Genomic DNA, 22,243 nt, shown 5'->3' with positions numbered 1-22,243 from the left:
TGCACTGCGGGATCAGCCCAGGCTTTTTTGATAAGCTTGTTGCAGAAGGTGTGCTTCCACCCCCTCGCTGCCTTAGCACAAAAGTAAAGATCTGGATGCGACAGGAACTAGACCAAGCGCTCATGTCACTGCCGACCGAGCACCAAACCGAGCTTTGGGATAATCCATGCGATATATTACTGGAGTAGGATAACATGGCGAGACGACCAAATCCATTCCCAGGAGTCAGTCGGCAAGTAGATCGTCACGGTAAAGTTCGGTTTCGTTTCCGACGTTATGGCAAAGCGGATGTGTATTTACCCGGAGAGTATGGGTCAATCGAATTTCGTCAAGCTTACGAAACTTGCGTGCAGGGAGTCCAGAAAATTCCAAGTGTGGATGCAACGAAACCGGGTACCTTGAATTGGTTGATTGTTCGCTACCTGACAAGTACTCGCTATGCGGACCTCTCAGAGGTAAGAAAAAAAACACTGCGCCGCGAGCTTGAATGGCTGCGCCTACAGGCAGGTGATTTGCCCTTTGCAAGCTTTGAACCTCGGCATGTAGAGGCACTTATGGCACGGAAAGAGGGCCCTACTGCAGCCAACACTGTGAAGAAAAGCATGTCGATGCTGTTCAATTTTGCAATCAAGAAGTCCCTAATGGGACAAAGGTTCAATCCAGCGAGTTCCGCAGATCGGCGCAAAGAGAATCCGGATGGATATCACACATGGACCGAAGAAGAGATTGCACAGTATCTGGCGTTCCACCCATCTGGTAGCAAGCCACGGCTCGCAATGTTGATCTTCCTATACACTGGGGCATCACGACAAGATGCTGCGCGCATGGGACGGCAGAACATGTCTGGTGAACGAATCAAGTGTTCACGGGGAAAAACCAAGGTTGGAGCCGACCTGCCCATTTTACCGGAACTCGCGGACGAGATTGCGCGGCTCCCGGTTGATCAGTTGATGTTCCTCACACACACTGCGGGCAAACCTTACAAACCCGAAACGCTTGGAAACTGGTTCCGCGATCAATGTAATGCGGCTGGGTTACCACATTGTGCGGCACACGGTCTTCGAAAGGCAGGGGCAACACGGTTGGCAGAAGCTGGAGCAACAGAATGGGAGATTGCCAGCTACCTGGCTCACAAGGACACAAAAATGGCGGCTGTATATGTCCGCAAAGCAAATCGCGGAAAACTAGCGGATCGTGGAATGGGTCGGCTTTCGCAGAGCAAAAGGTGAACCTATTTGACTAACCTTCCTGGAAAGTTGGTCAAATGAACGCCTCAAGCTTCTGAATTTATTGTTCTTTTTCAAGAAAATGGCAGCCCGTAGGGGAATCGAACCCCTCTTTCCAGGTTGAAAACCTGGCGTCCTAACCGATAGACGAACGGGCCAGCTGCTTCTTGCGCGGTGTTTATTTAAAGCCACGAACCAGCGCAAGAGGGTATAAACGTTTTTTTATGCCGTACGAAGGTTTATTATCTTATCTGGCGGGATGAGCTGCATCATCCAGCCGCAACTGAACGTTGCTACGCCCCGACCAGTGGTTTATCTCGACTTTGCCAGCCAGATGCAGACGCTGGCCTTGTGCATTTGCAATCGCCGAACCCAGATCTGATTCGTATGCGCCAAAAGCCACGGCGTCCAGCACGTTGCCTTGACCATCACCAAAGCGCAACCGCAGATGGGTTTCCCCCATGCGACGTATCGACTGTATCCGCATATCCGGAAATGCAAAGCGCGGTGCAGGTGCAGAGGCACCGAAAGGGCCTGCCGCTTCTATCCGCTCGATCAGATCCACCGATACCGCGGCCGGCATCAGCACGCTGTCAATACGCAACTGTGACGCCGCGCCTGCGCCCACCGCGCCTTGTTGCGCCAACAGTTCCGCCAGCCGCGCCATCGCTTCCTCAATCCGGGCGCGCGCCACCGTCAGCCCGGCGGCCATGGGATGCCCGCCGCCTTTTAACAAAAACCCTTCGCGCACCAGCTTTTGAACTGCGGCACCTAGGTCTATTCCGGGCACCGAACGCCCCGAGCCTTTGCCTTCATTTCCATCCAGCGCAATCACCATGGCAGGCTGGGCCATTGCCTCTTTCAGGCGCGCCGCAGCTATACCGATCACACCGGGGTGCCAGCCCTCGCCTGCCGCCCAGGCCAAGGCACCATCACCCCCGCGCGCCTGCGCTTGCGCAATCGCCTCCGCGCGGACAGCGGCTTCGACTTCGCGACGCTCCGCATTCAGCATTTCCAACCGTTCGGCAAGGGCCTCTGCCTCGCTGGGGTCATTGCAGGCCAGCAATCTTGCCCCCAGATCTGCCGCACCAATACGGCCACCCGCATTCACTCTTGGTCCCAGCACAAAACCCAGATGGTAAGATGTCGGCGCTGCTTCCAACCTGGCTACATCTGCAAGTGCGCGAAGTCCGACACGGTTGCGCGCTGCCATGACGCGCAACCCCTGCCTTACGAAGGCACGGTTCACGCCAACCAGAGGTGCCACATCGGCAACTGTCGCCAGCGCCACCAGATCCAGTAGCGCCATCAGATCCGGCCCTGTATTGCCCCGCACGCGCAACTGGCGGTTGGCTTCGACCAGCATCAGAAACACCACGCCAGCGGCACAAAGGTACCCCAGGTCCCCGGTTTCATCCTGCCGGTTCGGGTTCACGACCGCCAATGCAGGTGGCAGGGTTTCCGCGCCCAGATGGTGGTCAATCACCACGACATCCGCGCCCTTAGCCGCCGCAATCGGGTCATGGCTGACTGTTCCACAATCGACACAGAGAATCAGATCATGCGCTTGCGCCAACATTTTCATTGCCGGAGCATTTGGCCCATATCCTTCGGCTATCCGGTCAGGAATGTAGAGCGTCGCCTCACGCCCCATCGACCGCAACCAGCAGATCAGCAACGCGGCTGACGCCCCGCCATCCACATCATAATCTGCAAAAATGGCAATCTTTTCGTTTCCGTCTACCGCAGACAGAAGGCGTGCAGCCGCGGCCTCCATGTCGCGCAGGCTGCGCGGATCTGGCAGCAAATCACGCAAGGATGGCGCAAGGTAACGTTCCGCTGCGTCAGGGGCCACTCCGGAACGGGCGAGGACGGCGCAAACAGCATGCGGCAATCGGGTCTGCTGCGCCATCGCATCTGTCAGCCGCTGTTGCGCAGGATCAGGCCCGCGCCAGCGCCGTCCGGTGATAGACCGCTCGACGCCCAGGAACCCGGCCTCATCGCTTGTCATTGACGCCCCCATATCTTCAGCGCCTCGCAACCGAACACAGCGCCTTGCTCATTTTCTTGCCTCAAATACTCAAATCGGCCCGACACAAGTCGCATGGCAAAAAGTGGTGCGCAGCGTTCGTTACAGCGGCGTGCGGTATGTCATGCGCCGAACCGATCCGGTTTTCGAACGCATCAGCAAAGTATCGGTTGTAACCCAGCCCGGTTCTGTCTTGATGCCGCGCACGATAGAGCCATCGGTGACACCCGTGGCCGCAAAGATCACGTCCCCGGTGATCATTTCATCGCGGGTATAAACCTTGTCGAGGTCTTCGATACCAGCCCGCCTTGCCCGCCCGATCTCATCTTCATTGCGAAACAGAAGCCGCCCATAGATCTGCCCGCCCATGCATTTCAGAGCTGCCGCAGCCAGCACCCCCTCAGGCGCCCCGCCAGAGCCCATATACATGTCGATGCCCGTCAACTCTGTCTCGGCGCAATGGATCACCCCGGCGACATCGCCATCCATGATCAGCCGGATCGCAGCCCCGGTAGACCGCAAATCCGCGATCATGTCCTCGTGGCGCGGGCGTTCCAGCACACAGACAGAGATATCTGACGGATCACAGCCCTTCGCCTTCGCCAGCGCGCGCACGCGCTCTGAGGGGGTCATATCCATTGTCACAGTGTCTTTTGCAAAACCCGGCCCGATGGCCAGCTTGTCCATATAGACATCAGGGGCGTGCAGCATGGTGCCACGCGGCGCCATCGCAATGACGGTCAGCGCGTTGGGGAAATCCTTGGCGGTCAGCGTGGTGCCTTCCAGCGGGTCCAGTGCGATATCAACCTCGGGGCCGTTTCCATTGCCGACCTCTTCGCCGATATACAGCATCGGGGCCTCGTCGCGCTCCCCCTCACCGATGACGACACGCCCCTTGATATCGAGCATGTTCAACTGGTTGCGCATGGCATCCACGGCGGCCTGATCGGCGGCTTTTTCATCACCACGCCCGACCAGTTTGGCCGAAGCCAGCGCAGCCGCCTCGGATACGCGGGCAAGGCCCAGTGAAAGCATGCGGTCGTGAAATTCAGGCTGTGTCGACATGGAACTCTTCCCTCGGGCAATGATTTGATACTGGTCTAGCGGGTTGCAGGCACCAGACACAAGTCATTCCCTGACCGACAGCGCTAACGGTCCAAAGACGCGGCAGATCGGACTCAGTCTTCCTCAATCGCAAGGGCAACCGGTTCGCCCACAACAACGCCCGTCTTCATGGACAGGGCAACCGCATGGTCAATTGCATCGCGGGTTGTCTTGTGGGTGATGATCAGCACAGGTGCGCGCGTGTCCTGATGGCCATACTGGCGCATCCGGTTGATCGACACGCCTGCATTGCCCAGCGCTTCGGCCACTTTGGCAAGCGCGCCCGGCTTGTCCATAAGCCCCATGCGCAGATACCACGGCTTCGACCCCATCGCCTTGGCAGATACAGCCGCTTCGAGTGTTGCGGCAGGCTGGCCAAAGACCGGCACCCGAAACCCGCGCGCAATGTCGATCACATCGCCAATCACCGCGCTGGCCGTGGGCCCCTCGCCCGCGCCGGGGCCGCGCAGGATCACCTGTTCGATGGCATCGCCTTCGATCACCACCATATTCGTGCCGCCCTTCAACTGCCCCAAGGGGCTGTCTGCGGGCACAAGGCAGGGGGTCATCGACTGTTCCAGCCCGCGTCCTGACATTTGTGCAACGCCCAGAAGCTTGATGCGCAAACCCAGATCGGCGGCGGCGCGAATATCCTCAATGGAAATGCGCTCGATCCCTTCGAGGCTGATCGCGTCGAAATCCGGGCGCGTGCCGAAGGCGATGGCGCTGAGCAGCGTAAGTTTATGCGCTGCATCTATCCCGCCCACATCCAATGTCGGGTCCGCTTCAAGATAGCCAAGCTGGTTGGCCTCTTCGAACACGGTTTCATAGGGCAGGCCCGCATCTTCCATCCGTGTCAGAATGTAATTGCAGGTGCCGTTCATCACGCCCTTTATACGGCTGATCCGGTTGCCGGCCAGCCCCTCGCTCAGGGCCTTGATGACGGGAATGCCCCCCGCGACAGCAGCCTCGAAGCGCAAAGCGACATTCTGCGCCTCGGCCGCTTCTGCCAAAGCCTGCCCGTGAATTGCCAAAAGCGCCTTGTTCGCGCTGACAACATGTTTTCCAGCGGCAATCGCGGCCTCTGTCAGGGCCTTGGCCGGGCCATTCTCGCCGCCCATCAATTCCACCACCACGTCGATATCGGCGCGGCGGGCAAGGGCAACGGGGTCATCTTCCCAATCATAACCCGAAATATCGACACCGCGGTTGCGGGTGCGCGAGCGCGCGCAGACCGCCACGACCTCTATCGGGCATCCGGCGCGCCGTGCCAGCAGGTCGCCATTGGTCTGTACGATTCTGATCAGCCCGGTCCCAACTGTGCCAAGCCCTGCAATTCCAAGGCGCAAAGGTTTGGTCATGGCCCGAACTCCGTCTGTCATCTGAATATTGCGCCCTGTTAGCCGCTTGAGACGGGGCTTGCAATGCAACCTGTCAGGCGCAAGCCTTACATCATTGCAGCGCGGTGATTTCGCGCAACAGGACCGCGCGCGAAATCTCGCCTACATGCACATGGGCCAGCATTCCATCCGCGCTTAGAAACAGGGTCACAGGCAGGCCAACAGTGCCATAATGGCGCGCCAATGCGCCAGACGGGTCCAGCGCCATATGGTCGGGGCTGATACCTGCATTCTCCAGATGCGCGGCAACGGTCGAATGCGCTTCGCCCTGACTGGCGAACAGAAAGGTCACATCCTGAACTTGCGCGGCGACATCAGCCAGCATTGGCAATTCGCGGCGGCAAGGCGGGCACCATGTTGCCCAAAGGTTTATCACCATTGGCTGATCCGGCGCATCTGAAAAGGAAAACTCTGTCCCTGACACCATTGCCAGTGTCAGGTCCGGCGCAGCGATTTCAGGGCGCGCGCCCATGTCCAGTGTCAGGACGAACCACAACACAACCCCAACCCATAACGCACCGAAGGCCGGAATGAAGCTCAGCCCGCGGCGCAAGGCAAAGGCCGTCACCACCCCGCCGCCCAGCGCAGCCCCAAGCGGTGAGAAACCGCCTTGCCAGATCGCCATAATCAACCACGGCTCTGCCAGAAAGATTTGCGGGAATTGCACAACATGGCCCAGCCGCGCCCCGACAAAGCCCCAAAGCACAACTTGCCCTGCCCAATTGCTCAGCAACGGATTGCGCGACAGACGCGCGATCACTTCGGCGACCAGCACAAAGGCCACAACACTGATGATAGCGGCGAAACGATCCCAGCCCAGAACGATCGGGCCAAGCTGAACGGCATCCATATGCACCCCCTAGAGTTGCGGCGCGCTTATCTCTTCAAGCGCGCCGCATGTCCAGAGGCGGACCGCCCACAAGATGCTCCGCTGGTGTCAGGGCGCTGTGCCCAGCTTGGCGGCATCGCGGGCCAATGCCTCGCGGGTTGCGTTGCGACGATACCAAAGGGTGATCACCGTAGAGGTCAGCACGATGAACAAAGAATACAGAATCGGGATCAGCAACACCTCCTGCTGCATGGCCGCACCGAAACTCAGGGTAATGACCAGAACCGCAAGCGGACCGTTCTGGATACCGGTTTCAAGACTGATTGTCCGTGATCTGCTGGTATCCTGCCCCAACCCGCGCGCGACCCAGTAGCCGAACAACATGCCAATCAATCCGATGCTTATGGTTGCGGCGTAGACATGGACAGGTGTTTCCAGCAACAGCATGTAATTTCGCGGCACCCATGTTGCGATCAGAAACACGATGACTGCCACCCCCATGAAGGACCCGATCAATTCCACCGTTGCCCCGACATTCGGGTTGAGTTTCCGCAGCACCATCCCCAGCGCCGTTGGCACCAGCAAGACCACCAGAATTTGCGCAACATTGCCAGCAGGAATGGCGTAGTCACCCGACACGCCCGCAAGCCCGCCATAAAAGGACAGCAACAGCGGCACCATCACCACCGCAGCAAGTGTCGAAACTGTTGTCATCATGATCGACAGGGCCAGAACACCCTTGCTGAAATAGGCAAATATGTTCGAGGTGGTTCCGCCCGGCATACAGGCAATCAGCAATAGCCCGACCACCAGCGCTGGCGGCAGCCCCAGCAACACAGCCAGAAGAAAGCCCAGAAACGGCATGACCGCAAACTGGCTGAGCAGGCCCACCAGAATACCCTTGGGTTTGCGAAAGGCGATCAGGAAGTCACGCGGGGTCATGCTGGCGCCCATGCCCAGCATGATGACCATCATCATCACGCCCAAAAGTGTGGTTTCAAGTTCTGTCAGCATGACTCAGGCCTTTCCAGCAAATTCGGCGCGCGCTTCGGCCTTGAGGTCCTTGCGCAGGATTTTTCCAATCGGGGATTTCGGCAATTCCTCGCGCAGGATGATGGATTTCGGCACCTTGTAGGCAGCCAGATATTTCCGACAATGCGCTATGACGGATTCCTTGCTAAGTTTGTCCGGCACATCGGGGTTCTGCACGACATAGGCGCGCACGGCCTCGCCGGATGCGCGGTCTGGTACGCCGATAACCGCCGCCTCCAGCACGGCGTCCAGTTTGGACAGGCAATCTTCCACCTCATTGGGGTAGACGTTGAAGCCGGAAACCAGCACAAGGTCCTTCTTGCGGTCAACGATCGTCAGAAACCCGTCTTCATCCATGACCGCCACATCCCCTGTGAACACCCAGCCATTCTGCAAAGTTTGTGCGGTGTCGTCAGGGCGGTTCCAGTAGCCACGCATGACCTGCGGCCCCTTGACCAGCAATTCGCCGGGTTTGCCCTGCTCCACCGGTTCGGCATTGTGATCGACCAGCGCAATATCTGTGCCCGGCACCGGAACCCCGATTGATCCGGGGCGCACAGGCTGATCAAGCGGGTTGAAGCTGACCAGCGGCGATGTCTCGGTCAGGCCGTAGCCCTCCGCCACACGCGTACCCGTGACCGTCTGCCATCGTTCTGCCACCGCCTGATGCAACGCAGTTCCACCAGCAATCGCGGCTTTGAGCGTTTTGGGCGGATAGGCTGCGAACCATTCTTCATTCATCAGCCCGTTAAACAGGGTGTTCACCCCCGTGATCCACGACACTGGGTAATTTTCCAGCGCGCGCTGGATGTTTGCGACAGGGCGCGGAGACGGCACCAGAATATTGCGCGCGCCAAGGTCGAAAAAGGTCATCAGATTGGCTGTGAAGGCGAAGATGTGATAAAGGGGCAAGGCCGTCAGCACGCAATCTTCGCCCGACATATGCCGCCCGCCCATGATCTTGACCTGTTCAAGATTGGCCAGAATATTGCCATGTGTCAGCATCGCACCTTTTGCCACGCCCGTTGTGCCACCGGTATATTGCAAAAGCGCCAGATCATCGCGGCGCAAGCTGTCCCAGTCCTGAACCCGGTCATGGTCACGCCCGATCTTCAGCGCCTCGCGCAGACGCAGCACAGGCACGGCAAGGCTGGGCACAGGCGGAAGCACACGCGACCAGAATTTCTGCACGCCACGCACAATTGCTTCTGGAACGCGCGGAAAAAATTCTGCAACCCCTGCCAGAACAACCTGCTTGATGGCTGTATGCGCGACCACCTCCTCCAGCTTGTCGGCAAACAGGTCGCTGATGATCAGCACTTCGGCTTCTGAATCCCTGAACTGATGGACCATTTCATTTGGCGTATAGAGCGGGTTGGTGTTCACCAACACGCAACCCGCCTTGAACACCCCGAATGCAACAACGGGATAGGCCAGTCCATTGGGCAATTGCACCGCCACCCGCGTTCCGGGGGCCAGCTTGCAATGATGGCGCAGGAATGACGCGAAGTCGTCCGACATCTGGCCCACCTGCTGATATGTCAGCGACCCGTTCATCCCGTTTGGGACAACGCAGGTGAACGCGCGGCGCTTGGCATGGGTTTCGCAGGTTCGAGAAATCAGGTGCGCCAGTGACGCGTGCTCGGATACCGGCAAGTCCGGCGCGATTTCTGCGCCATAGGCCGCCACCCACGGGCGGTTTGATACAGTCATGATCACGAACTCCCTAGCTGCCGCGTGCGATGCGGCCCTCCTGCCAATACCTTTCCCCACTGCACCCTTGCAGACAAGAGTTGACGTGGCGCGCCCGCCATTATTTCGCTACGTCACAACAAGGCGGATACTGCATTTCTGCATTTCGTACACATATTTTCCATGCGGGAAAGCTGCGCGAGAGTGCTGGCCCTTAGAAAAACAGCCGTGAGGCGGCAAAATTGCAGGGCAATTTCAAGAATCTGTTACTCGCCCCATTCTATCCCGACAAGGTGGGCGCGCGAAAATCCTTGGAACGCAACAGTTTTCCTTGCGTTTGGTTTGTGGATTTCATAAGCGGGCGCTTCATGTCATGGGGTCAGATATCGGGGGTACCACATGCCGGATCGGGTTTTCCAGAGTTACGGGGTGCATCGTTGGGGGGCGGGGATGTTCGCGCCCCTGCCGAATGGTGATATGGGGTTGGTCAACCCGGCGCGCCCGCAAGATACACCAGCGAGTCTGCCTGACCTGCTGCACAATCTGGATGCGCGGGGCATTCATACGCCGGTTCTGGTGCGCGTGGGCGCGTTCCTCAAGCGACAGCTTGAAATGCTCAACACATCCTTTGCCAAAGCGATCGAGGCGAATGGCTACAAGGCACCCTATCGCGGCGTGTTCCCGATAAAGGTCAACCAACAGGCCGAGGTGATCGACCGGATCGTGGATTATGGCCGTCCGTATCAGTTCGGACTGGAGGCAGGCTCCAAGCCAGAGTTGATCCTTGCTTTGTCACGCGACCTGCCCAAGGGTGCATTGCTGATCTGTAATGGAATCAAAGATGCAGAATTCATCCGCCTTGGCATTCTGGCGCGCAAGGCGGGAATCAACTGTGTGCTGGTCATCGAAAGCCCTGCCGAAGCGGATACAGTCATTGCCGAAGCCAAGCGCCTTGGCGAGAAGCCCGCCTTGGGCGTTCGGATCAAGCTGACGCGCCGTGTGACCGGCAACTGGGCCGACAGTTCCGGCGACCGGTCAACCTTTGGGCTGACGACAAAGGAAGTTGTCGATCTGGTCGACAAACTGCGCGCCGAGGACATGCTGGACTGTCTGGTGTTGCAGCATTCGCATCTTGGCTCTCAGGTGCCGCAGATGATGGATATTCGTCAGGCTGTCGATGAAGCCTGCCGCTTTTACACCGAGCTGCGCCGCCTTGGTGTTCCTTTGGAATATCTCGACCTTGGTGGTGGCCTTGGCATCGACTACACTGGCGAGGCGCGCGCCTCGGATAATTCGGTGAATTATACGGTCGAGGAGTATTGCGCCAATATCGTCGAGACGGTGAAATACCAGATGGACGAGGCAGAAGTGCCGCATCCGACACTGGTCACGGAATCGGGGCGCGCGATTGTCGCTTATTCCTCGATGCTGCTGTCCGATATTCTGGAAGCCAGCTATTTCGACCGCTCAGCCCCCATCACGCCTGAAGCTGACGACCATCACATGCTTTCGGACATGGCTGCGATTACCGGCTATATGACGCCAAAACGCGTTCAGGAATGCCTGAACGATGCCGAATACTACCGCGAGGAATTGCGCGCCCTGTTCCGCCGCGGTGTCATCGGGATTGAGGAAGTCGCGCGCGCGGAACAGATTTTCCTCTATATCGTGGGCCGCATCAAGGATCTGGTCGCCCAGACCCCGGATGTGCCACAGGAAGTGCTGGAAGAACTCTCTGCGCATCGCGACATTTATCGCGCGAATTTCAGCCTGTTCCAGTCGCTGCCAGATGTCTGGGCGATTGACCAGTTGGTGCCGATTGCGCCCCTGCAACGGCTGAATGAGCAACCTTTACGGCGGGCGGTTTTGTCAGACATCACCTGCGACAGCGATGGCAAGATTGACCAGTTTGTTCTGAACGATGGCGTGGGCAATGCCCTGCCAGTGCATGAGCTGCGCGCATCTGAGCGCTATTTCATCGGCATCTTTCTGATCGGGGCCTATCAGGAAACGCTGGGCGATCTACACAATCTGTTTGGTGACACCAATATCGTCACAGTCGATTTCAACGATGATGGCGTCCTCGAAATCCAGCACGAAGTTGAGGGCGATACCGTCGCCGAGGTCATGGCCTATGTGGAATATGAACCCAAGCAATGCCTTGATGCGTTCAAGCGCATTGTCGAGCGTGGCGTGCAGGACGGCACGCTGAACCCGTCGCAGCGGCGCATGTTGATGGAAACCTACCGCCATGCACTTGGCGGCTACACCTATTACGAGCATGAGGAGCATACGCATGGCTAACAAGGATGTTCTGGTTATTGGCGCAGGCGGCGTGGCCTCGGTCACGCTGCACAAGATGGCGATGAACCCCGAGCTTTTTCCGGGCCGCATTGCTGTGGCAAGTCGCACATTGTCGAAATGCGAAGCCATCGCAAAGGAAGTCAAAAGCCGCACCGGCATCGAGATCGAAACCTATCAGATCGACGCCGATGATGTGGAACAGACAGTCGCCCTGATCGAGGCGGTGCAACCCGCGCTGCTGGTCAATCTGGCCCTGCCCTATCAGGATCTGGCCCTGATGGAAGCCTGCCTGCGTACCGGCGTGCACTATCTCGACACCGCCAATTACGAGCCGCCGGAAGAAGCGAAATTCGAATATTCGCACCAGTGGAAGCTGCATGACCAGTTCAAACAGGCGGGCCTGATGGCCGCGCTTGGCGTGGGTTTTGACCCCGGCGTGACCAGCATTTTCGCGGCCTATGTGCGCAAGCATTACCTCTCGGGCATCCGCCTGATCGATATTCTGGATTGCAATGGCGGCGATCACGGCCATCCTTTCGCCACCAATTTCAACCCCGAAATCAACATTCGCGAAGTCACCGCCGAGGTGAAGCACTGGGAAAACGGCGGCTGGGTGACCAGCCCGCCCATGTCCACCAAGGTCGAATTCAATTTCGATCAGGTTGGCCCCAAGAACATGTATCTGATGTATCATGAGGAACTGGAGTCGCTTGTCACCCACTTCCCCGAGATCGAGCGCGCGCGTTTCTGGATGACCTTTGGCGATGCCTATATCAACCATGTCACCGTCTTGCAGAATGTCGGCATGACCTCGATCGAGCCGGTCGAATATGAAGGTCACCAGATCATCCCGCTGCAATTCCTGAAAGCGGTGCTGCCCAATCCCGGCGATCTGGGCGAACGCACCAAGGGTAAGACGAATATCGGCGATATCATCACTGGCCCCGCGCAGGATGGGTCGGGCGAAAAGACCTATTACATCAACAATATCTGCGACCATGAAGAATGCTACCGCGAAGTGGGCAGCCAGGCGGTCAGCTATACGACCGGCGTGCCGGCCTTTATCGGGGCTGCGCTGATGCTGAACGGCACATGGTCCGGCGCAGGTGTGTTCAACACCGAACAGCTTGACCCCGATCCGTTCATGGAACTGCTGAATCAGCACGGCTTGCCCTGGACCCTGACCGAGCTTTCGGCCCCGGCTGATTTCTGATGGCGATGCAGACCCATGCGGGCGATCCGGGCGCGTTTCGGGATTTTGACCTGAACCGCGTCCCCTCGCCGTGCTTCGTCGTGGACGAAGCACGGCTGGAACAGAACCTGCGCGTGCTGGCTGATATTCAGGACCGGTCCGGCGCAACGGTTCTATGTGCGCTGAAAGCCTTTTCCATGTGGGACCTTGCCCCGCTGGTCAGCCGATACCTGTCGGGCGTCTGTGCTTCTGGCCTGTGGGAAGCGCGCCTTGGCCGCGAACATTATGGCGGCATCGTGGAGACGTTTTCGGCGGGCTACAAGGCAGATGAGATGGCCGACATCATCGCGCTGTCGGATCACATCGTGTTCAATACGCCCGCAGCGAAAGACCGTTTTTTGCCAATGATCCGCGAGAGCGGCCGCGCGGTGCATATCGGCCTGCGCTTCAACCCCGGCCTGCCGATGGGTGAAGACGCAAAATACGACCCCGCCGCGCCCGGATCGCGGCTTGGCACGCCGCTGGACCAGATTGACGCAGACGCGCTGAAAGGCGTGGACGGGCTGCATATGCATACGCTGTGCGAACAGGATCTGGAACCGTTGCTGGCAATCTGGGACCATATTGCCCCGCGCATCAAGGAACTGGCCCCGCACCTGAAGTGGATCAATTTTGGCGGTGGCCACCATATCACCCGCACCGACTATGACCGCGAAGGGCTGATTGCGTTCCTGATCCGCGTGCGCGCAGAAACCGGCCTGCATTGCTATCTTGAACCGGGCGAGGCTGTCGCGCTGGATGCGGGTATTCTGGTGGGCGAGGTGCTGGATGTGGTCGAAAATGACGGGCCGAATGCGATCCTCGACATTTCCGCCACATGCCATATGCCGGACGTGATTGAGGCCCCTTACCGCCCTGCGCTGATGGGTGAAGCCGGCGATATAAAGCTGCGCTTGGGCGGGCCAAGCTGTCTGGCCGGCGATGTGATCGGGCGCTACGCCTTCGAGCAGACACCAGAGATCGGCGCGCGCGTGGCGTTCCTCGATCAGGCGCATTACTCGATGGTCAAGACCACCACCTTCAACGGCGTGCGCCTGCCCGCGCTGGCCGTATGGAACAGCACCACCGATGCTTTGCGCATCCTGCGCGAATTCGATTATCAGGACTTCAAGGGCCGACTTTCATGATCTTTCTCGATTCCGAACTGACACAATCCGAACGCAGCCCCGATGCACGTTTCCAGATCGTGCCGATGCCGTTGGAAAAAACAGTCTCTTATGGTTCTGGCACGGCCGACGGGCCTGCAGCGCTGATCGAGGCATCTGACCAGTTGGAACGCCTGTGGCGCGGCTTCGAGCCCTGCGCGCAAGGGATTTACACAACCCCGGCCATAGATTGTTCGGTCCCGCTGGAATACGCGCTGGACAGTCTGGCCGCACGCACCGAGAGCATTGCCCGCGCAGGGCATATTCCGGTCACTCTGGGGGGCGAGCACAGCCTGACTTGGGCGGCGGTGATGGGCGTGAAACGGGCGCTGGACCGCCCTATCGGAATCATCCAGATCGACGCCCATGCCGATCTACGCCGCGCTTATCAGGGGTTTCGGCACTCTCATGCATCGGTCATGCAACTACTGGTCGAGGAAGAAGGCACCCCGCTTGCGCAATATGGTGTGCGCGCGCTGTGTCAGGAAGAAGCCGAAATCCGTGCCGCCAACAACGTAATTTTCATCGATGCCGAAGATCTGGTCACAGGCAATATCCATGATGTGACCCTGCCTGATGATTTCCCCGAAGATGTCTATGTCAGTTTCGATGTGGACGGACTTGATGCCCATATCATGCCCGCAACGGGCACGCCCGTTCCCGGCGGGCTGGGCTATTATCAGGCGCTCGCGCTGGTTCGTTCGGCACTGCAAGGGCGGCGCTGTGTCGGGCTGGATGTGGTCGAACTGGCCCCTATCACGGGCTGGGATGTCTGGAATTTCACTGCAGCGCAACTGACTTACGCGTTGATGGGCATAATTGTCGAAAACGAAGGCCAGGCAGCGTGACAGAAAAGGGGGGCTGTCTGCCCCCCTTCTTGCAGCAAAGCCGCGTCGCCATTGTTCTTGAACCAATGGCGCACAATGACGACATCCCCCCGAGGATATTTGACCAAGGATGAAAACCGCGACTTGGCATGACATGCCCTGCGCGTGCCGGGGAAAACCGCTAAATCTTGTGTCTGACGCGTGACAAACCCGCGACAACTGCCTATAAGGGCGGCAGTCTAACGAGGATTTTTTTGCATGTCTGCTGAAGCCGCCAAGCGCGACGAATACGGCGCTGATTCGATCAAGGTTCTCAAGGGGTTGGATGCTGTTCGCAAACGCCCTGGCATGTATATTGGTGACACTGACGATGGGTCTGGCCTGCACCACATGGTGTATGAGGTCGTCGATAATGGTATTGACGAGGCTTTGGCCGGGCACGCCGATTTTGTTACCGTCATCATCCATGCCGACAGTTCAGTATCGGTCATGGATAACGGGCGCGGAATTCCGACCGATATTCACACGGAAGAAGGCGTATCTGCGGCAGAGGTCATCATGACCCAGCTACACGCAGGCGGCAAGTTTGACCAGAACAGCTACAAGGTTTCTGGCGGGTTGCATGGCGTGGGTGTTTCGGTTGTCAACGCATTGTCGGACTGGCTGGAGCTGCGCATCTGGCGCGGGGGCAAGGAACATGTCGCGCGGTTTGAACGCGGCGATACGGTCAAGCATCTGACAGTGGTGGGGGATGCAGGCGACAAGACCGGCACGGAAGTGCGGTTCCTTGCCTCGACCGATACTTTTTCGAATCTTGATTACAATTTCAAGACGTTGGAAAACCGGCTGCGCGAGCTTGCCTTTCTGAATTCGGGCGTGCGGATCATTCTGGAAGACCACCGCCCCGCCGAAATGTTGCGATCCGAGCTGTTCTATGAAGGCGGGGTGCGTGAATTCGTGCGCCATCTGGACCGCTCGAAAACGCCGGTGATGGCAGAGCCGATTTACATTGTGGGCGAGCGCGACGAAATCGGTGTTGAGATCGCGATGTGGTGGAATGACAGCTATCATGAAACGGTACTGCCCTTTACCAACAATATCCCACAGCGCGATGGCGGGGCGCATCTGGCGGGGTTTCGTGGCGCGCTGACCCGCACGATCAACGCCTATGCGCAATCGTCAGGGATCGCGAAGAAGGAAAAGGTCAGTTTTACCGGCGATGACGCGCGCGAGGGGCTGACATGCGTCTTGTCGGTCAAGGTGCCGGACCCGAAATTTTCTAGCCAGACCAAGGACAAGCTTGTCTCGTCCGAGGTGCGCCCGGCAGTCGAATCTCTGGTGAATGAAAAGCTGGCCGAATGGTTCGAGGAAAACCCGATCCATGCCAAGGGGATTGTTGGCAAGATCATTGAGGCCGCGCTGGCCCGCGAAGCCGCGCGCAAGGCGCGCGAGTTGACACGGCGCAAGACCGCGCTGGATGTGGCGTCACTGCCCGGCAAACTGGCTGATTGTCAGGAACGCGACCCCGCCAAGTCGGAACTGTTTCTGGTCGAGGGCGACTCGGCTGGTGGTTCGGCCAAACAGGGCCGTTCGCGCCAGAATCAAGCCGTTCTGCCCTTGCGCGGCAAGATCCTGAATGTAGAGCGCGCGCGCTTTGACCGAATGCTTGGCAGTCAGGAAATCGGCACGCTGATCACCGCGCTGGGCACCGGGATCGGGCGCGACGAATTCGACCTGAGCAAGCTGCGTTACCACAAGATCGTCATCATGACCGACGCGGATGTGGATGGCGCGCATATTCGCACGCTTTTGCTGACCTTCTTCTTCCGCCAGATGCCCGAACTGATCGAGGGTGGGCATCTTTATATTGCCGAGCCACCTTTGTTCAAGGTCGCGCGCGGAAAATCCGAGGTCTATCTGAAAGACAAGCCTGCACTGGAAGATTACCTGATTGAACAGGGCGTCGAAGGTGCGGCCCTGCGTCTGGCCACAGGCGAAGAGATTGTGGGGCAGGATCTGGCGCGCGTGGTGACCGAAGCGCGTGCCGTGCGCCGCTCGCTGGTCGCCTTTCCCACGCATTACCCGCAGCATATTCTGGAACAGGCCAGCATCGCGGGCGCGCTTTTGCCAGAGGCTTTGTCAGCCAATCCGCAGCAACTGGCCGATAGTGTTGCCCAGCGTCTGGACCTTGTCGCGGCCGAATATGAACGCGGATGGGAAGGTCGCCCCACTCAGGACGGGGGGTTGCGGCTGTCGCGGGTTCTGCGGGGGGTAGAAGAAGTGCGCAGGCTGGATGGGCCTGTCCTGCGTTCGGGCGAGGCGCGGCGTCTGTCCAGCCATACCGAAAGCTTGCAGGAAATCTATTCCCAACCTGCCGAGCTTATCCGCCGCGACCGCAAGCAGAAGATTTACGGCCCGGTTGATCTGCTTGAAGCAATCCTGACAGAGGGCGAAAAGGGCCTGTCCCTACAACGCTACAAAGGCTTGGGGGAAATGAACCCTGACCAGCTTTGGGAAACGACACTGGACCCAGAGGCGCGCACCCTGTTGCAGGTCAAGATCGACGATCTGGCAGAAGCCGATGATATCTTTACCAAGCTTATGGGCGATGTGGTCGAGCCGCGGCGTGAATTCATTCAGCGCAATGCGTTGAGTGTCGAGAATCTGGACGCCTGATCACAGGGCTGGTCCCGGCGCAATGCCGGGGCCATGGCCAGAACACGGATACGTCGTTCAGAATGCCAAGGCTTTGCGGTCTGCACGCTGGTCTATCAGAAGATCTGTCAGGGTTGCACCGATCCACATGCACAAAAGAGCCAAAAGCGCTGTGGCCGCAAAAATCGATCCGCCTGTGACACCCGCACCGATCGCGCAACCCCCCGCCAGCATTCCACCAAAGCCCATCAGCGCGGCACCCAGTAACGACCGGCGCATCGCCTCGGCGCCATCATAGCCTTGCCACTTCAACTCTCTGCTGAACAAAGCGGCCAGAAACGCCCCCAATACAACGCCCGGCACCAGCCCGACATCAAAACGTAGCGAAGGGTTCGGGTTCAGAAAGAACATCAGCGTATTGGCAGACGGCCCAGTAAAGGTGGCCGAGGTCACATTGACCGGATCAAAACTGATCTGGGCCAGATTCCATGTCATCATCCAACCCAGTGCAACCGCAAAGCCAACGCCGGAGGCAAAGATCAGCGGGCGCACACCAAGCTGGTTGCGGAGCGCCAGCACGATCGCCAGCACCGCCAACGCAACCCCGAACCAAAGCGCGAGATTTTCGGGCAGGCCCACCATCTGCAACAGATGCAGATTGCGCCCCTCTGGCGTGATCCACATTGCAGCAAGGCTGTTGCGCAAGGGCGCAAGCCAGCCATAAAGGCTCATCTGGGCGACAATGGCGAAGACCATGCCAGCGATGACCGAACGCAGGTTTCCTGTGGCTGCCAGCACCAGTAGCCGCCCGGAACAGCCGCGTGCCAACACCATGCCAACCCCGAACATCAGCCCGCCAATCACCGCGCCGGACCACGACCCCGGCACCGCCATCATCCGCGCATCAGTCACACGGAAAAGCCCAAGCGCCTGCGCCCCTTGAACCCAGACGACAGCCGTCGAGAAGGTCAAAAGCCAGATTGCCAGCCTTGGGCCCATCTGACCGCGTGCGAATTCCACTGTTGCAGCACGCAGGCAAAAGCGCGAGCGTTGTGCCGCGATGCCGAACACAAGCCCGACCAGAAGCCCCATCAGGGCCTCGATATTGCCTTCGCCGAACTGGTCGATAATGTCATAAAGGTCCATAGCCGCACCTGTGCACCCAGCATCGCTGATGGAGGCTTATGACATGCACACAGGAAACACGGCCTTGATCTGGATCATCCCGGGCCGGGCGCCCGGAACAGGCGTTGGATCAGATGAATGGCTTCGCGCACACGCTCATCTGCCAGAGAGTAGAAGATCTGGTTGCCTTCGCGCCGTGTCGAAACCAATTTCTCGTGGCGCAGTCTTGCAAGCTGCTGGCTGACTGCGGCCTGACGCGACATGATAAGCCGTTCCAACTCTGCCACCGAGTGATCACGCTCGCATAAATAATACAGCATCAGAAGCCGACCATCATGGCCCATCGCCTTAAGGAATTCCGATGCCTCTCGGGCCTCGGCCTGCAATTCTTCTTGCGATAAATCCATCGTTGAACGCGCCTGTCGGCGCTTCACTGCCATCTCGTCCCCAATTGGCAGATCCTGGTCGCGGTTTTGTCCGTCCGGCATGCGTGAACTTTCAGTCGCACAAGTCTGCGCTCAGGCGTTGTACCTTTCATTCACCGTGCAGCATAGCACATGCGTTTCGCAAAAGGTAGCGGTCTGCGTCAGGTTACCGCGACAGGCCGGCCTGAGCCGTTGCGATCATATCGCTGATATAGGGCCAGAAAAAATCTTCTCCGGGAAAACCAGTCAAACGCTCGATCTCAGCGCCATCTGGTCCAATCAGGATGAATGTTGGGGTCACGAAGGGGCGCGAGTCAAGTGTGACGCCTTCGGGAAGCTCACCGCGGAGCTGTACATGTACCAGTGGCGCGGCAAGCCCTTCGGTAGATTTTTCGTAGATTGGCGCGATATCCCGGTTGAAGACGCGGCAGTAATAACACCCGGCCTGTTCGACCATAATCAAACGCAAGTCCTGCGCCTGCGCCGCTGCCCCACCAAAGAGGGACAGCACCATTGCAAGCACAAAGGCTTTCTGCGCAGCAGCGTAAAGAAGGGATTGACGCGTGATATTAAACATATGAACAAAGTAATATGTCGATCTCTGGATAGCAACCAGAAGATGCATTTGCGCGGAACGAGACAAGCAAGGTTTACAGCATATGTTTGATATCAGCTTTGGCGGCGCGGCTTTGGCGGGGCTTCTGTCCTTTCTGTCCCCCTGCATCCTGCCCATTGTTCCGTTCTACCTGTGTTACATGGCAGGTTTGTCCATGTCGGAACTGCGCGACGAACAGGGGCTTGCGCCGGGTGCACAAAAGCGGCTTGTGCTGGCGTCGATCGCTTTTGCACTTGGGGTGACGACCATCTTCATGTTGCTTGGCATGGGGGCCACGGCGCTTGGCCAGACATTCATTGCCTATCGCGACATTCTGAAATGGATCGCGGCAGCAATCCTGTTTGTCTTTGGGTTGCACTTTCTGGGTGTGTTCCGAATTTCGCTGTTGTATCGCGAAGCGCGCATAGAAACCTCTGCTGCGCCGAAATCCGTGATCGGTTCATATGTGATGGGGCTGGCATTCGGCTTTGGCTGGACACCCTGTGTTGGCCCGGCGCTGGCGGCCATCCTGATGATCGCATCAGGTATGGGAAATATCTGGGAAGGCGCGGCGCTTCTGGCTGTCTACGGGCTGGCCATGACATTGCCCTTCGTCATTGCGGCCCTGTTTGCGCGCCCTTTCCTGAACTGGGTCAGCCGTCACCGCGGCAAACTGGCGCATGTCGAAAAGATCATGGGCGCGATGCTGGTTTTGTTCGCCGTGCTGATCGCGACAGATTCGATCGCGTATATCGCCGAAGGCATGCTGGAGATTTTTCCGTGGTTCGCCAACATCGGCTGACCACATCAAAACGGGGAGGAGGATGTCATGGGAATACGGAAACTGATTGGCACGGCACTGGTTGGGCTTTTGCTTGCTGTCACGGCACAGGCAACACCAGTGGGCGAAGATGGGCTGCACAAACCCGACTGGCTGGTCGAGACATTCCGCGACATGCGCGATGATCTGGAAGATGCGCAGGCACAGGGCAAGCGGCTGTTGCTGATGTTCGAACAACGCGGGTGCATCTATTGCACGCGGATGCATGAAAACGTGTATCCCGACCCTGAGATCACGCGCATGCTGACCGAGGATTTCATGGTCGTGCAGATCAATCTGTTCGGAAATATTCCGGTGACCGATTTTGACGGCACGACCATGGACGAGCGTGACATGGCGCGGCGCTGGGGTGTTGTGTTCACACCGACGCTGGTTTTTGCGCCCGAAACCGCCCCCGAATCGGGTTCAATGCGCGATGCGGCAGTGATGACAATGCCCGGCGCCTTCGAGCGCGGCACCACACGGTTGATGCTGCAATGGGTGCTGGAAAAGGGCTATGAAGGCGAAGAACACTTTCAGCATTACGTCGCCCGAATGCTGCAAGAACGCTCTGACTGATTGCTTATATCTTCCTTAAAAACAAAGCCATGCCAGAGAAACCGGGCATGGCTTTTTCACAAAAATGAATATTCACAAAAAACAATATGCAAAAAAGCGAATTTTCATTTGCAGCATTAGTATACTGTGGTCTATTGTCGCAGCACGGTGAGCTTGGGAGAGCGCATCACCGTGTAACCGTCTGGGAGGGCATTCATGACAAGACGATCACTTTCCGCAGCATTTGCCGCCACGGCAGTGATTTGGGGCGGGGCAAGCTATGCAGATATCTCACCGGCGGATATTGTCTGGGAAGATGAAATTGCCATTCCGGCTTCTTTGACCGGGACCCCAGGCGACCCCGCCGCCGGAGCAGAGGCGTTCTCAAGCCGCTCAATCGGGAACTGCTTGTCCTGTCACGTGAATTCGGACATGCCAGAGCACGATTTTCAGGGAGATATCGGCCCTCCCGTTGACGGGGCCGGGGCGCGCTGGTCCGAAGCGGAACTGCGGGGCATTGTTTCCGACGCCAAGCGGATGTTCCCGGACAGCATGATGCCCACGTTCTATAACGACAACCCAGACGACTATATTCGCCCGGGCGAGGCATACACCGCCCGCGCCTACAATCCTGAAACCTTTTCCACGCTTCTGACGGCCCAGCAGGTCGAAGATGTGGTGGCCTATCTGATGACGTTGACCGACTGGTAACAACGCAGCAAAAATACGGGACAGTCCCCCGAAACACCAACCACGAGAGGATTTATCAATGCTGACAAGACGCGATACCATGGCAATGGGCCTAGGCGTAGCCGCTGTCGCAATGGTTCCGGGCGCGGCAATCGCCTCGGCTGTTGATGACGCTATTTCCGCATTCACTGGCGGCGCATCCGTTACAGATGGCGGTGTCACAATCGACGCACCCGAAATCGCCGAGAACGGCAACACTGTACCGATTGCAATTGAAGCACCCGGCGCAACCGAAATCCTGTTGCTTGCAGCCGGCAACCCCACGCCCGGTGTGGCCAAATTCGGCTTTGGCGAAGGCGCGGCAACGTCACGCGCAGCCACGCGCATCCGTCTGGGTGGCACGCAAGACGTGGTCGCAATCGCCAAGATGGCGGATGGCAGCTTTGCCCGCGGCGCAGTTGAAGTGAAGGTCACAATCGGCGGTTGCGGCGGCTAACGCCTGGCCACGCCCGTCCTTCCCCCTCTTTACAAGGAG

The 22,243-nt window shown here is 58.3% G+C and carries 19 protein-coding genes and 1 tRNA gene; 10 read left to right on the top strand and 10 right to left on the bottom strand.

Annotated elements, in window-relative coordinates; genetic code table 11:
• Positions 1-194: 194 nt before the first annotated feature.
• Positions 195-1,229 carry a tyrosine-type recombinase/integrase gene (locus EV660_RS15290; protein ID WP_084634617.1) on the top strand — a complete coding sequence of 345 codons (1,035 nt, stop codon included), beginning with the start codon at positions 195-197 and terminating at the stop codon, positions 1,227-1,229.
• 80 nt (positions 1,230-1,309) lie between these two features.
• Here the strand turns inward: EV660_RS15290 and EV660_RS15285 are convergent.
• The 7 genes from EV660_RS15285 to EV660_RS15255 all read right to left on the bottom strand — a co-directional run bounded on the left by EV660_RS15285 (position 1,310) and on the right by EV660_RS15255 (position 9,333).
• A tRNA-Glu gene (locus EV660_RS15285) sits at positions 1,310-1,384 on the bottom strand.
• Between the two features lie 89 nt (positions 1,385-1,473).
• Positions 1,474-3,237, bottom strand: a complete 1,764-nt coding sequence (gene recJ / locus EV660_RS15280) for a single-stranded-DNA-specific exonuclease RecJ (RefSeq protein WP_071479352.1) — start codon at positions 3,235-3,237, stop codon at positions 1,474-1,476.
• A gap of 120 nt (positions 3,238-3,357) precedes the next feature.
• The gene (gene glpX / locus EV660_RS15275; RefSeq protein ID WP_071479351.1) at positions 3,358-4,320 is read right to left on the bottom strand and encodes a class II fructose-bisphosphatase; all 963 of its coding nucleotides are present in this window, start codon (positions 4,318-4,320) and stop codon (positions 3,358-3,360) included.
• A 113-nt stretch (positions 4,321-4,433) separates the two neighbouring features.
• Positions 4,434-5,720 carry a homoserine dehydrogenase gene (locus tag EV660_RS15270; RefSeq protein ID WP_071479350.1) on the bottom strand — a complete coding sequence of 429 codons (1,287 nt, stop codon included), beginning with the start codon at positions 5,718-5,720 and terminating at the stop codon, positions 4,434-4,436.
• A 91-nt stretch (positions 5,721-5,811) separates the two neighbouring features.
• The gene (locus EV660_RS15265; RefSeq protein WP_071479349.1) at positions 5,812-6,609 is read right to left on the bottom strand and encodes a TlpA disulfide reductase family protein; all 798 of its coding nucleotides are present in this window, start codon (positions 6,607-6,609) and stop codon (positions 5,812-5,814) included.
• A gap of 87 nt (positions 6,610-6,696) precedes the next feature.
• Entirely contained in the window at positions 6,697-7,602 is a 906-nt protein-coding gene (locus EV660_RS15260; RefSeq protein ID WP_071479348.1) for a bile acid:sodium symporter family protein, read from the bottom strand.
• A 3-nt stretch (positions 7,603-7,605) separates the two neighbouring features.
• Positions 7,606-9,333 (bottom strand): AMP-binding protein, encoded by a 1,728-nt coding sequence (locus EV660_RS15255; RefSeq protein WP_071479347.1) that lies wholly within the window; start codon positions 9,331-9,333, stop codon positions 7,606-7,608.
• A 378-nt stretch (positions 9,334-9,711) separates the two neighbouring features.
• On the opposite strand from EV660_RS15255, the gene speA reads away from it, so the two are divergent.
• The 5 genes from speA to gyrB all read left to right on the top strand — a co-directional run bounded on the left by speA (position 9,712) and on the right by gyrB (position 17,516).
• The gene (speA, locus tag EV660_RS15250; RefSeq protein ID WP_071479346.1) at positions 9,712-11,616 is read left to right on the top strand and encodes a biosynthetic arginine decarboxylase; all 1,905 of its coding nucleotides are present in this window, start codon (positions 9,712-9,714) and stop codon (positions 11,614-11,616) included.
• Positions 11,609-12,829 carry a saccharopine dehydrogenase family protein gene (locus EV660_RS15245; protein ID WP_071479345.1) on the top strand — a complete coding sequence of 407 codons (1,221 nt, stop codon included), beginning with the start codon at positions 11,609-11,611 and terminating at the stop codon, positions 12,827-12,829. Before speA ends, EV660_RS15245 begins: the two co-directional genes overlap by 8 nt.
• Positions 12,829-13,995, top strand: coding sequence for a carboxynorspermidine decarboxylase (locus tag EV660_RS15240; protein ID WP_071479344.1), 1,167 nt, complete (start codon positions 12,829-12,831; stop codon positions 13,993-13,995). The genes EV660_RS15245 and EV660_RS15240 overlap by 1 nt, the downstream gene beginning before the upstream one ends.
• The gene (gene speB / locus EV660_RS15235) at positions 13,992-14,861 is read left to right on the top strand and encodes an agmatinase (RefSeq protein WP_071479343.1); all 870 of its coding nucleotides are present in this window, start codon (positions 13,992-13,994) and stop codon (positions 14,859-14,861) included. The genes EV660_RS15240 and speB overlap by 4 nt, the downstream gene beginning before the upstream one ends.
• A gap of 237 nt (positions 14,862-15,098) precedes the next feature.
• A complete protein-coding gene (gene gyrB / locus EV660_RS15230; RefSeq protein WP_071479342.1) occupies positions 15,099-17,516 on the top strand; it encodes a DNA topoisomerase (ATP-hydrolyzing) subunit B in 2,418 nt (805 codons plus the stop codon).
• Between the two features lie 57 nt (positions 17,517-17,573).
• Here the strand turns inward: gyrB and EV660_RS15225 are convergent, their stop codons facing one another.
• From EV660_RS15225 to EV660_RS15215, 3 genes are all read right to left on the bottom strand, one after another.
• Positions 17,574-18,641 (bottom strand): YeeE/YedE family protein, encoded by a 1,068-nt coding sequence (locus tag EV660_RS15225; protein WP_071479341.1) that lies wholly within the window; start codon positions 18,639-18,641, stop codon positions 17,574-17,576.
• 74 nt (positions 18,642-18,715) lie between these two features.
• The gene (locus EV660_RS15220) at positions 18,716-19,027 is read right to left on the bottom strand and encodes an ArsR/SmtB family transcription factor (RefSeq protein WP_244927334.1); all 312 of its coding nucleotides are present in this window, start codon (positions 19,025-19,027) and stop codon (positions 18,716-18,718) included.
• Between the two features lie 184 nt (positions 19,028-19,211).
• Positions 19,212-19,622, bottom strand: a complete 411-nt coding sequence (locus EV660_RS15215) for a thioredoxin domain-containing protein (RefSeq protein WP_071479401.1) — start codon at positions 19,620-19,622, stop codon at positions 19,212-19,214.
• An 82-nt stretch (positions 19,623-19,704) separates the two neighbouring features.
• Between EV660_RS15215 and EV660_RS15210 the strand changes: the two genes are divergently transcribed.
• The 4 genes from EV660_RS15210 (at position 19,705) to soxY (ending at position 22,204) form a co-directional block, all read left to right on the top strand.
• Positions 19,705-20,442, top strand: coding sequence for a cytochrome c biogenesis CcdA family protein (locus EV660_RS15210; RefSeq protein ID WP_071479339.1), 738 nt, complete (start codon positions 19,705-19,707; stop codon positions 20,440-20,442).
• A gap of 27 nt (positions 20,443-20,469) precedes the next feature.
• The gene (locus tag EV660_RS15205) at positions 20,470-21,039 is read left to right on the top strand and encodes a thioredoxin family protein (protein ID WP_071479338.1); all 570 of its coding nucleotides are present in this window, start codon (positions 20,470-20,472) and stop codon (positions 21,037-21,039) included.
• Between the two features lie 195 nt (positions 21,040-21,234).
• Complete coding sequence (soxX, locus tag EV660_RS15200; RefSeq protein ID WP_084634615.1) at positions 21,235-21,729, top strand: sulfur oxidation c-type cytochrome SoxX; 495 nt, start codon at positions 21,235-21,237, stop codon at positions 21,727-21,729.
• Between the two features lie 58 nt (positions 21,730-21,787).
• Entirely contained in the window at positions 21,788-22,204 is a 417-nt protein-coding gene (gene soxY, locus EV660_RS15195) for a thiosulfate oxidation carrier protein SoxY (protein WP_084634613.1), read from the top strand.
• Positions 22,205-22,243: the final 39 nt, after the last annotated feature.

The organism is Roseinatronobacter bogoriensis DSM 18756 (assembly GCF_004366635.1).
GTDB lineage: Bacteria > Pseudomonadota > Alphaproteobacteria > Rhodobacterales > Rhodobacteraceae > Roseinatronobacter > Roseinatronobacter bogoriensis.
The sequence above is the reverse complement of the archived record's forward strand: the minus strand, read 5'-3'. Positions and strand labels throughout refer to the sequence as shown.

What these genes read in the sequence shown, in the direction of transcription:
- EV660_RS15245 (WP_071479345.1), top strand. Translation starts at nt 11,609, where the DNA reads ATGGCTAACAAGGATGTTCTGGTTATTGGCGCAGGCGGCGTGGCCTCG.
- EV660_RS15260 (WP_071479348.1), bottom strand. Translation starts at nt 7,602, where the DNA reads ATGCTGACAGAACTTGAAACCACACTTTTGGGCGTGATGATGATGGTC.
- gyrB (WP_071479342.1), top strand. Translation starts at nt 15,099, where the DNA reads ATGTCTGCTGAAGCCGCCAAGCGCGACGAATACGGCGCTGATTCGATC.
- EV660_RS15255 (WP_071479347.1), bottom strand. Translation starts at nt 9,333, where the DNA reads ATGACTGTATCAAACCGCCCGTGGGTGGCGGCCTATGGCGCAGAAATC.
- glpX (WP_071479351.1), bottom strand. Translation starts at nt 4,320, where the DNA reads ATGTCGACACAGCCTGAATTTCACGACCGCATGCTTTCACTGGGCCTT.
- EV660_RS15215 (WP_071479401.1), bottom strand. Translation starts at nt 19,622, where the DNA reads ATGTTTAATATCACGCGTCAATCCCTTCTTTACGCTGCTGCGCAGAAA.
- EV660_RS15210 (WP_071479339.1), top strand. Translation starts at nt 19,705, where the DNA reads ATGTTTGATATCAGCTTTGGCGGCGCGGCTTTGGCGGGGCTTCTGTCC.
- soxY (WP_084634613.1), top strand. Translation starts at nt 21,788, where the DNA reads ATGCTGACAAGACGCGATACCATGGCAATGGGCCTAGGCGTAGCCGCT.
- EV660_RS15290 (WP_084634617.1), top strand. Translation starts at nt 195, where the DNA reads ATGGCGAGACGACCAAATCCATTCCCAGGAGTCAGTCGGCAAGTAGAT.
- EV660_RS15225 (WP_071479341.1), bottom strand. Translation starts at nt 18,641, where the DNA reads ATGGACCTTTATGACATTATCGACCAGTTCGGCGAAGGCAATATCGAG.
- recJ (WP_071479352.1), bottom strand. Translation starts at nt 3,237, where the DNA reads ATGACAAGCGATGAGGCCGGGTTCCTGGGCGTCGAGCGGTCTATCACC.
- speA (WP_071479346.1), top strand. Translation starts at nt 9,712, where the DNA reads ATGCCGGATCGGGTTTTCCAGAGTTACGGGGTGCATCGTTGGGGGGCG.
- EV660_RS15270 (WP_071479350.1), bottom strand. Translation starts at nt 5,720, where the DNA reads ATGACCAAACCTTTGCGCCTTGGAATTGCAGGGCTTGGCACAGTTGGG.
- EV660_RS15265 (WP_071479349.1), bottom strand. Translation starts at nt 6,609, where the DNA reads ATGGATGCCGTTCAGCTTGGCCCGATCGTTCTGGGCTGGGATCGTTTC.
- speB (WP_071479343.1), top strand. Translation starts at nt 13,992, where the DNA reads ATGATCTTTCTCGATTCCGAACTGACACAATCCGAACGCAGCCCCGAT.
- EV660_RS15220 (WP_244927334.1), bottom strand. Translation starts at nt 19,027, where the DNA reads ATGGATTTATCGCAAGAAGAATTGCAGGCCGAGGCCCGAGAGGCATCG.
- EV660_RS15205 (WP_071479338.1), top strand. Translation starts at nt 20,470, where the DNA reads ATGGGAATACGGAAACTGATTGGCACGGCACTGGTTGGGCTTTTGCTT.
- soxX (WP_084634615.1), top strand. Translation starts at nt 21,235, where the DNA reads ATGACAAGACGATCACTTTCCGCAGCATTTGCCGCCACGGCAGTGATT.
- EV660_RS15240 (WP_071479344.1), top strand. Translation starts at nt 12,829, where the DNA reads ATGGCGATGCAGACCCATGCGGGCGATCCGGGCGCGTTTCGGGATTTT.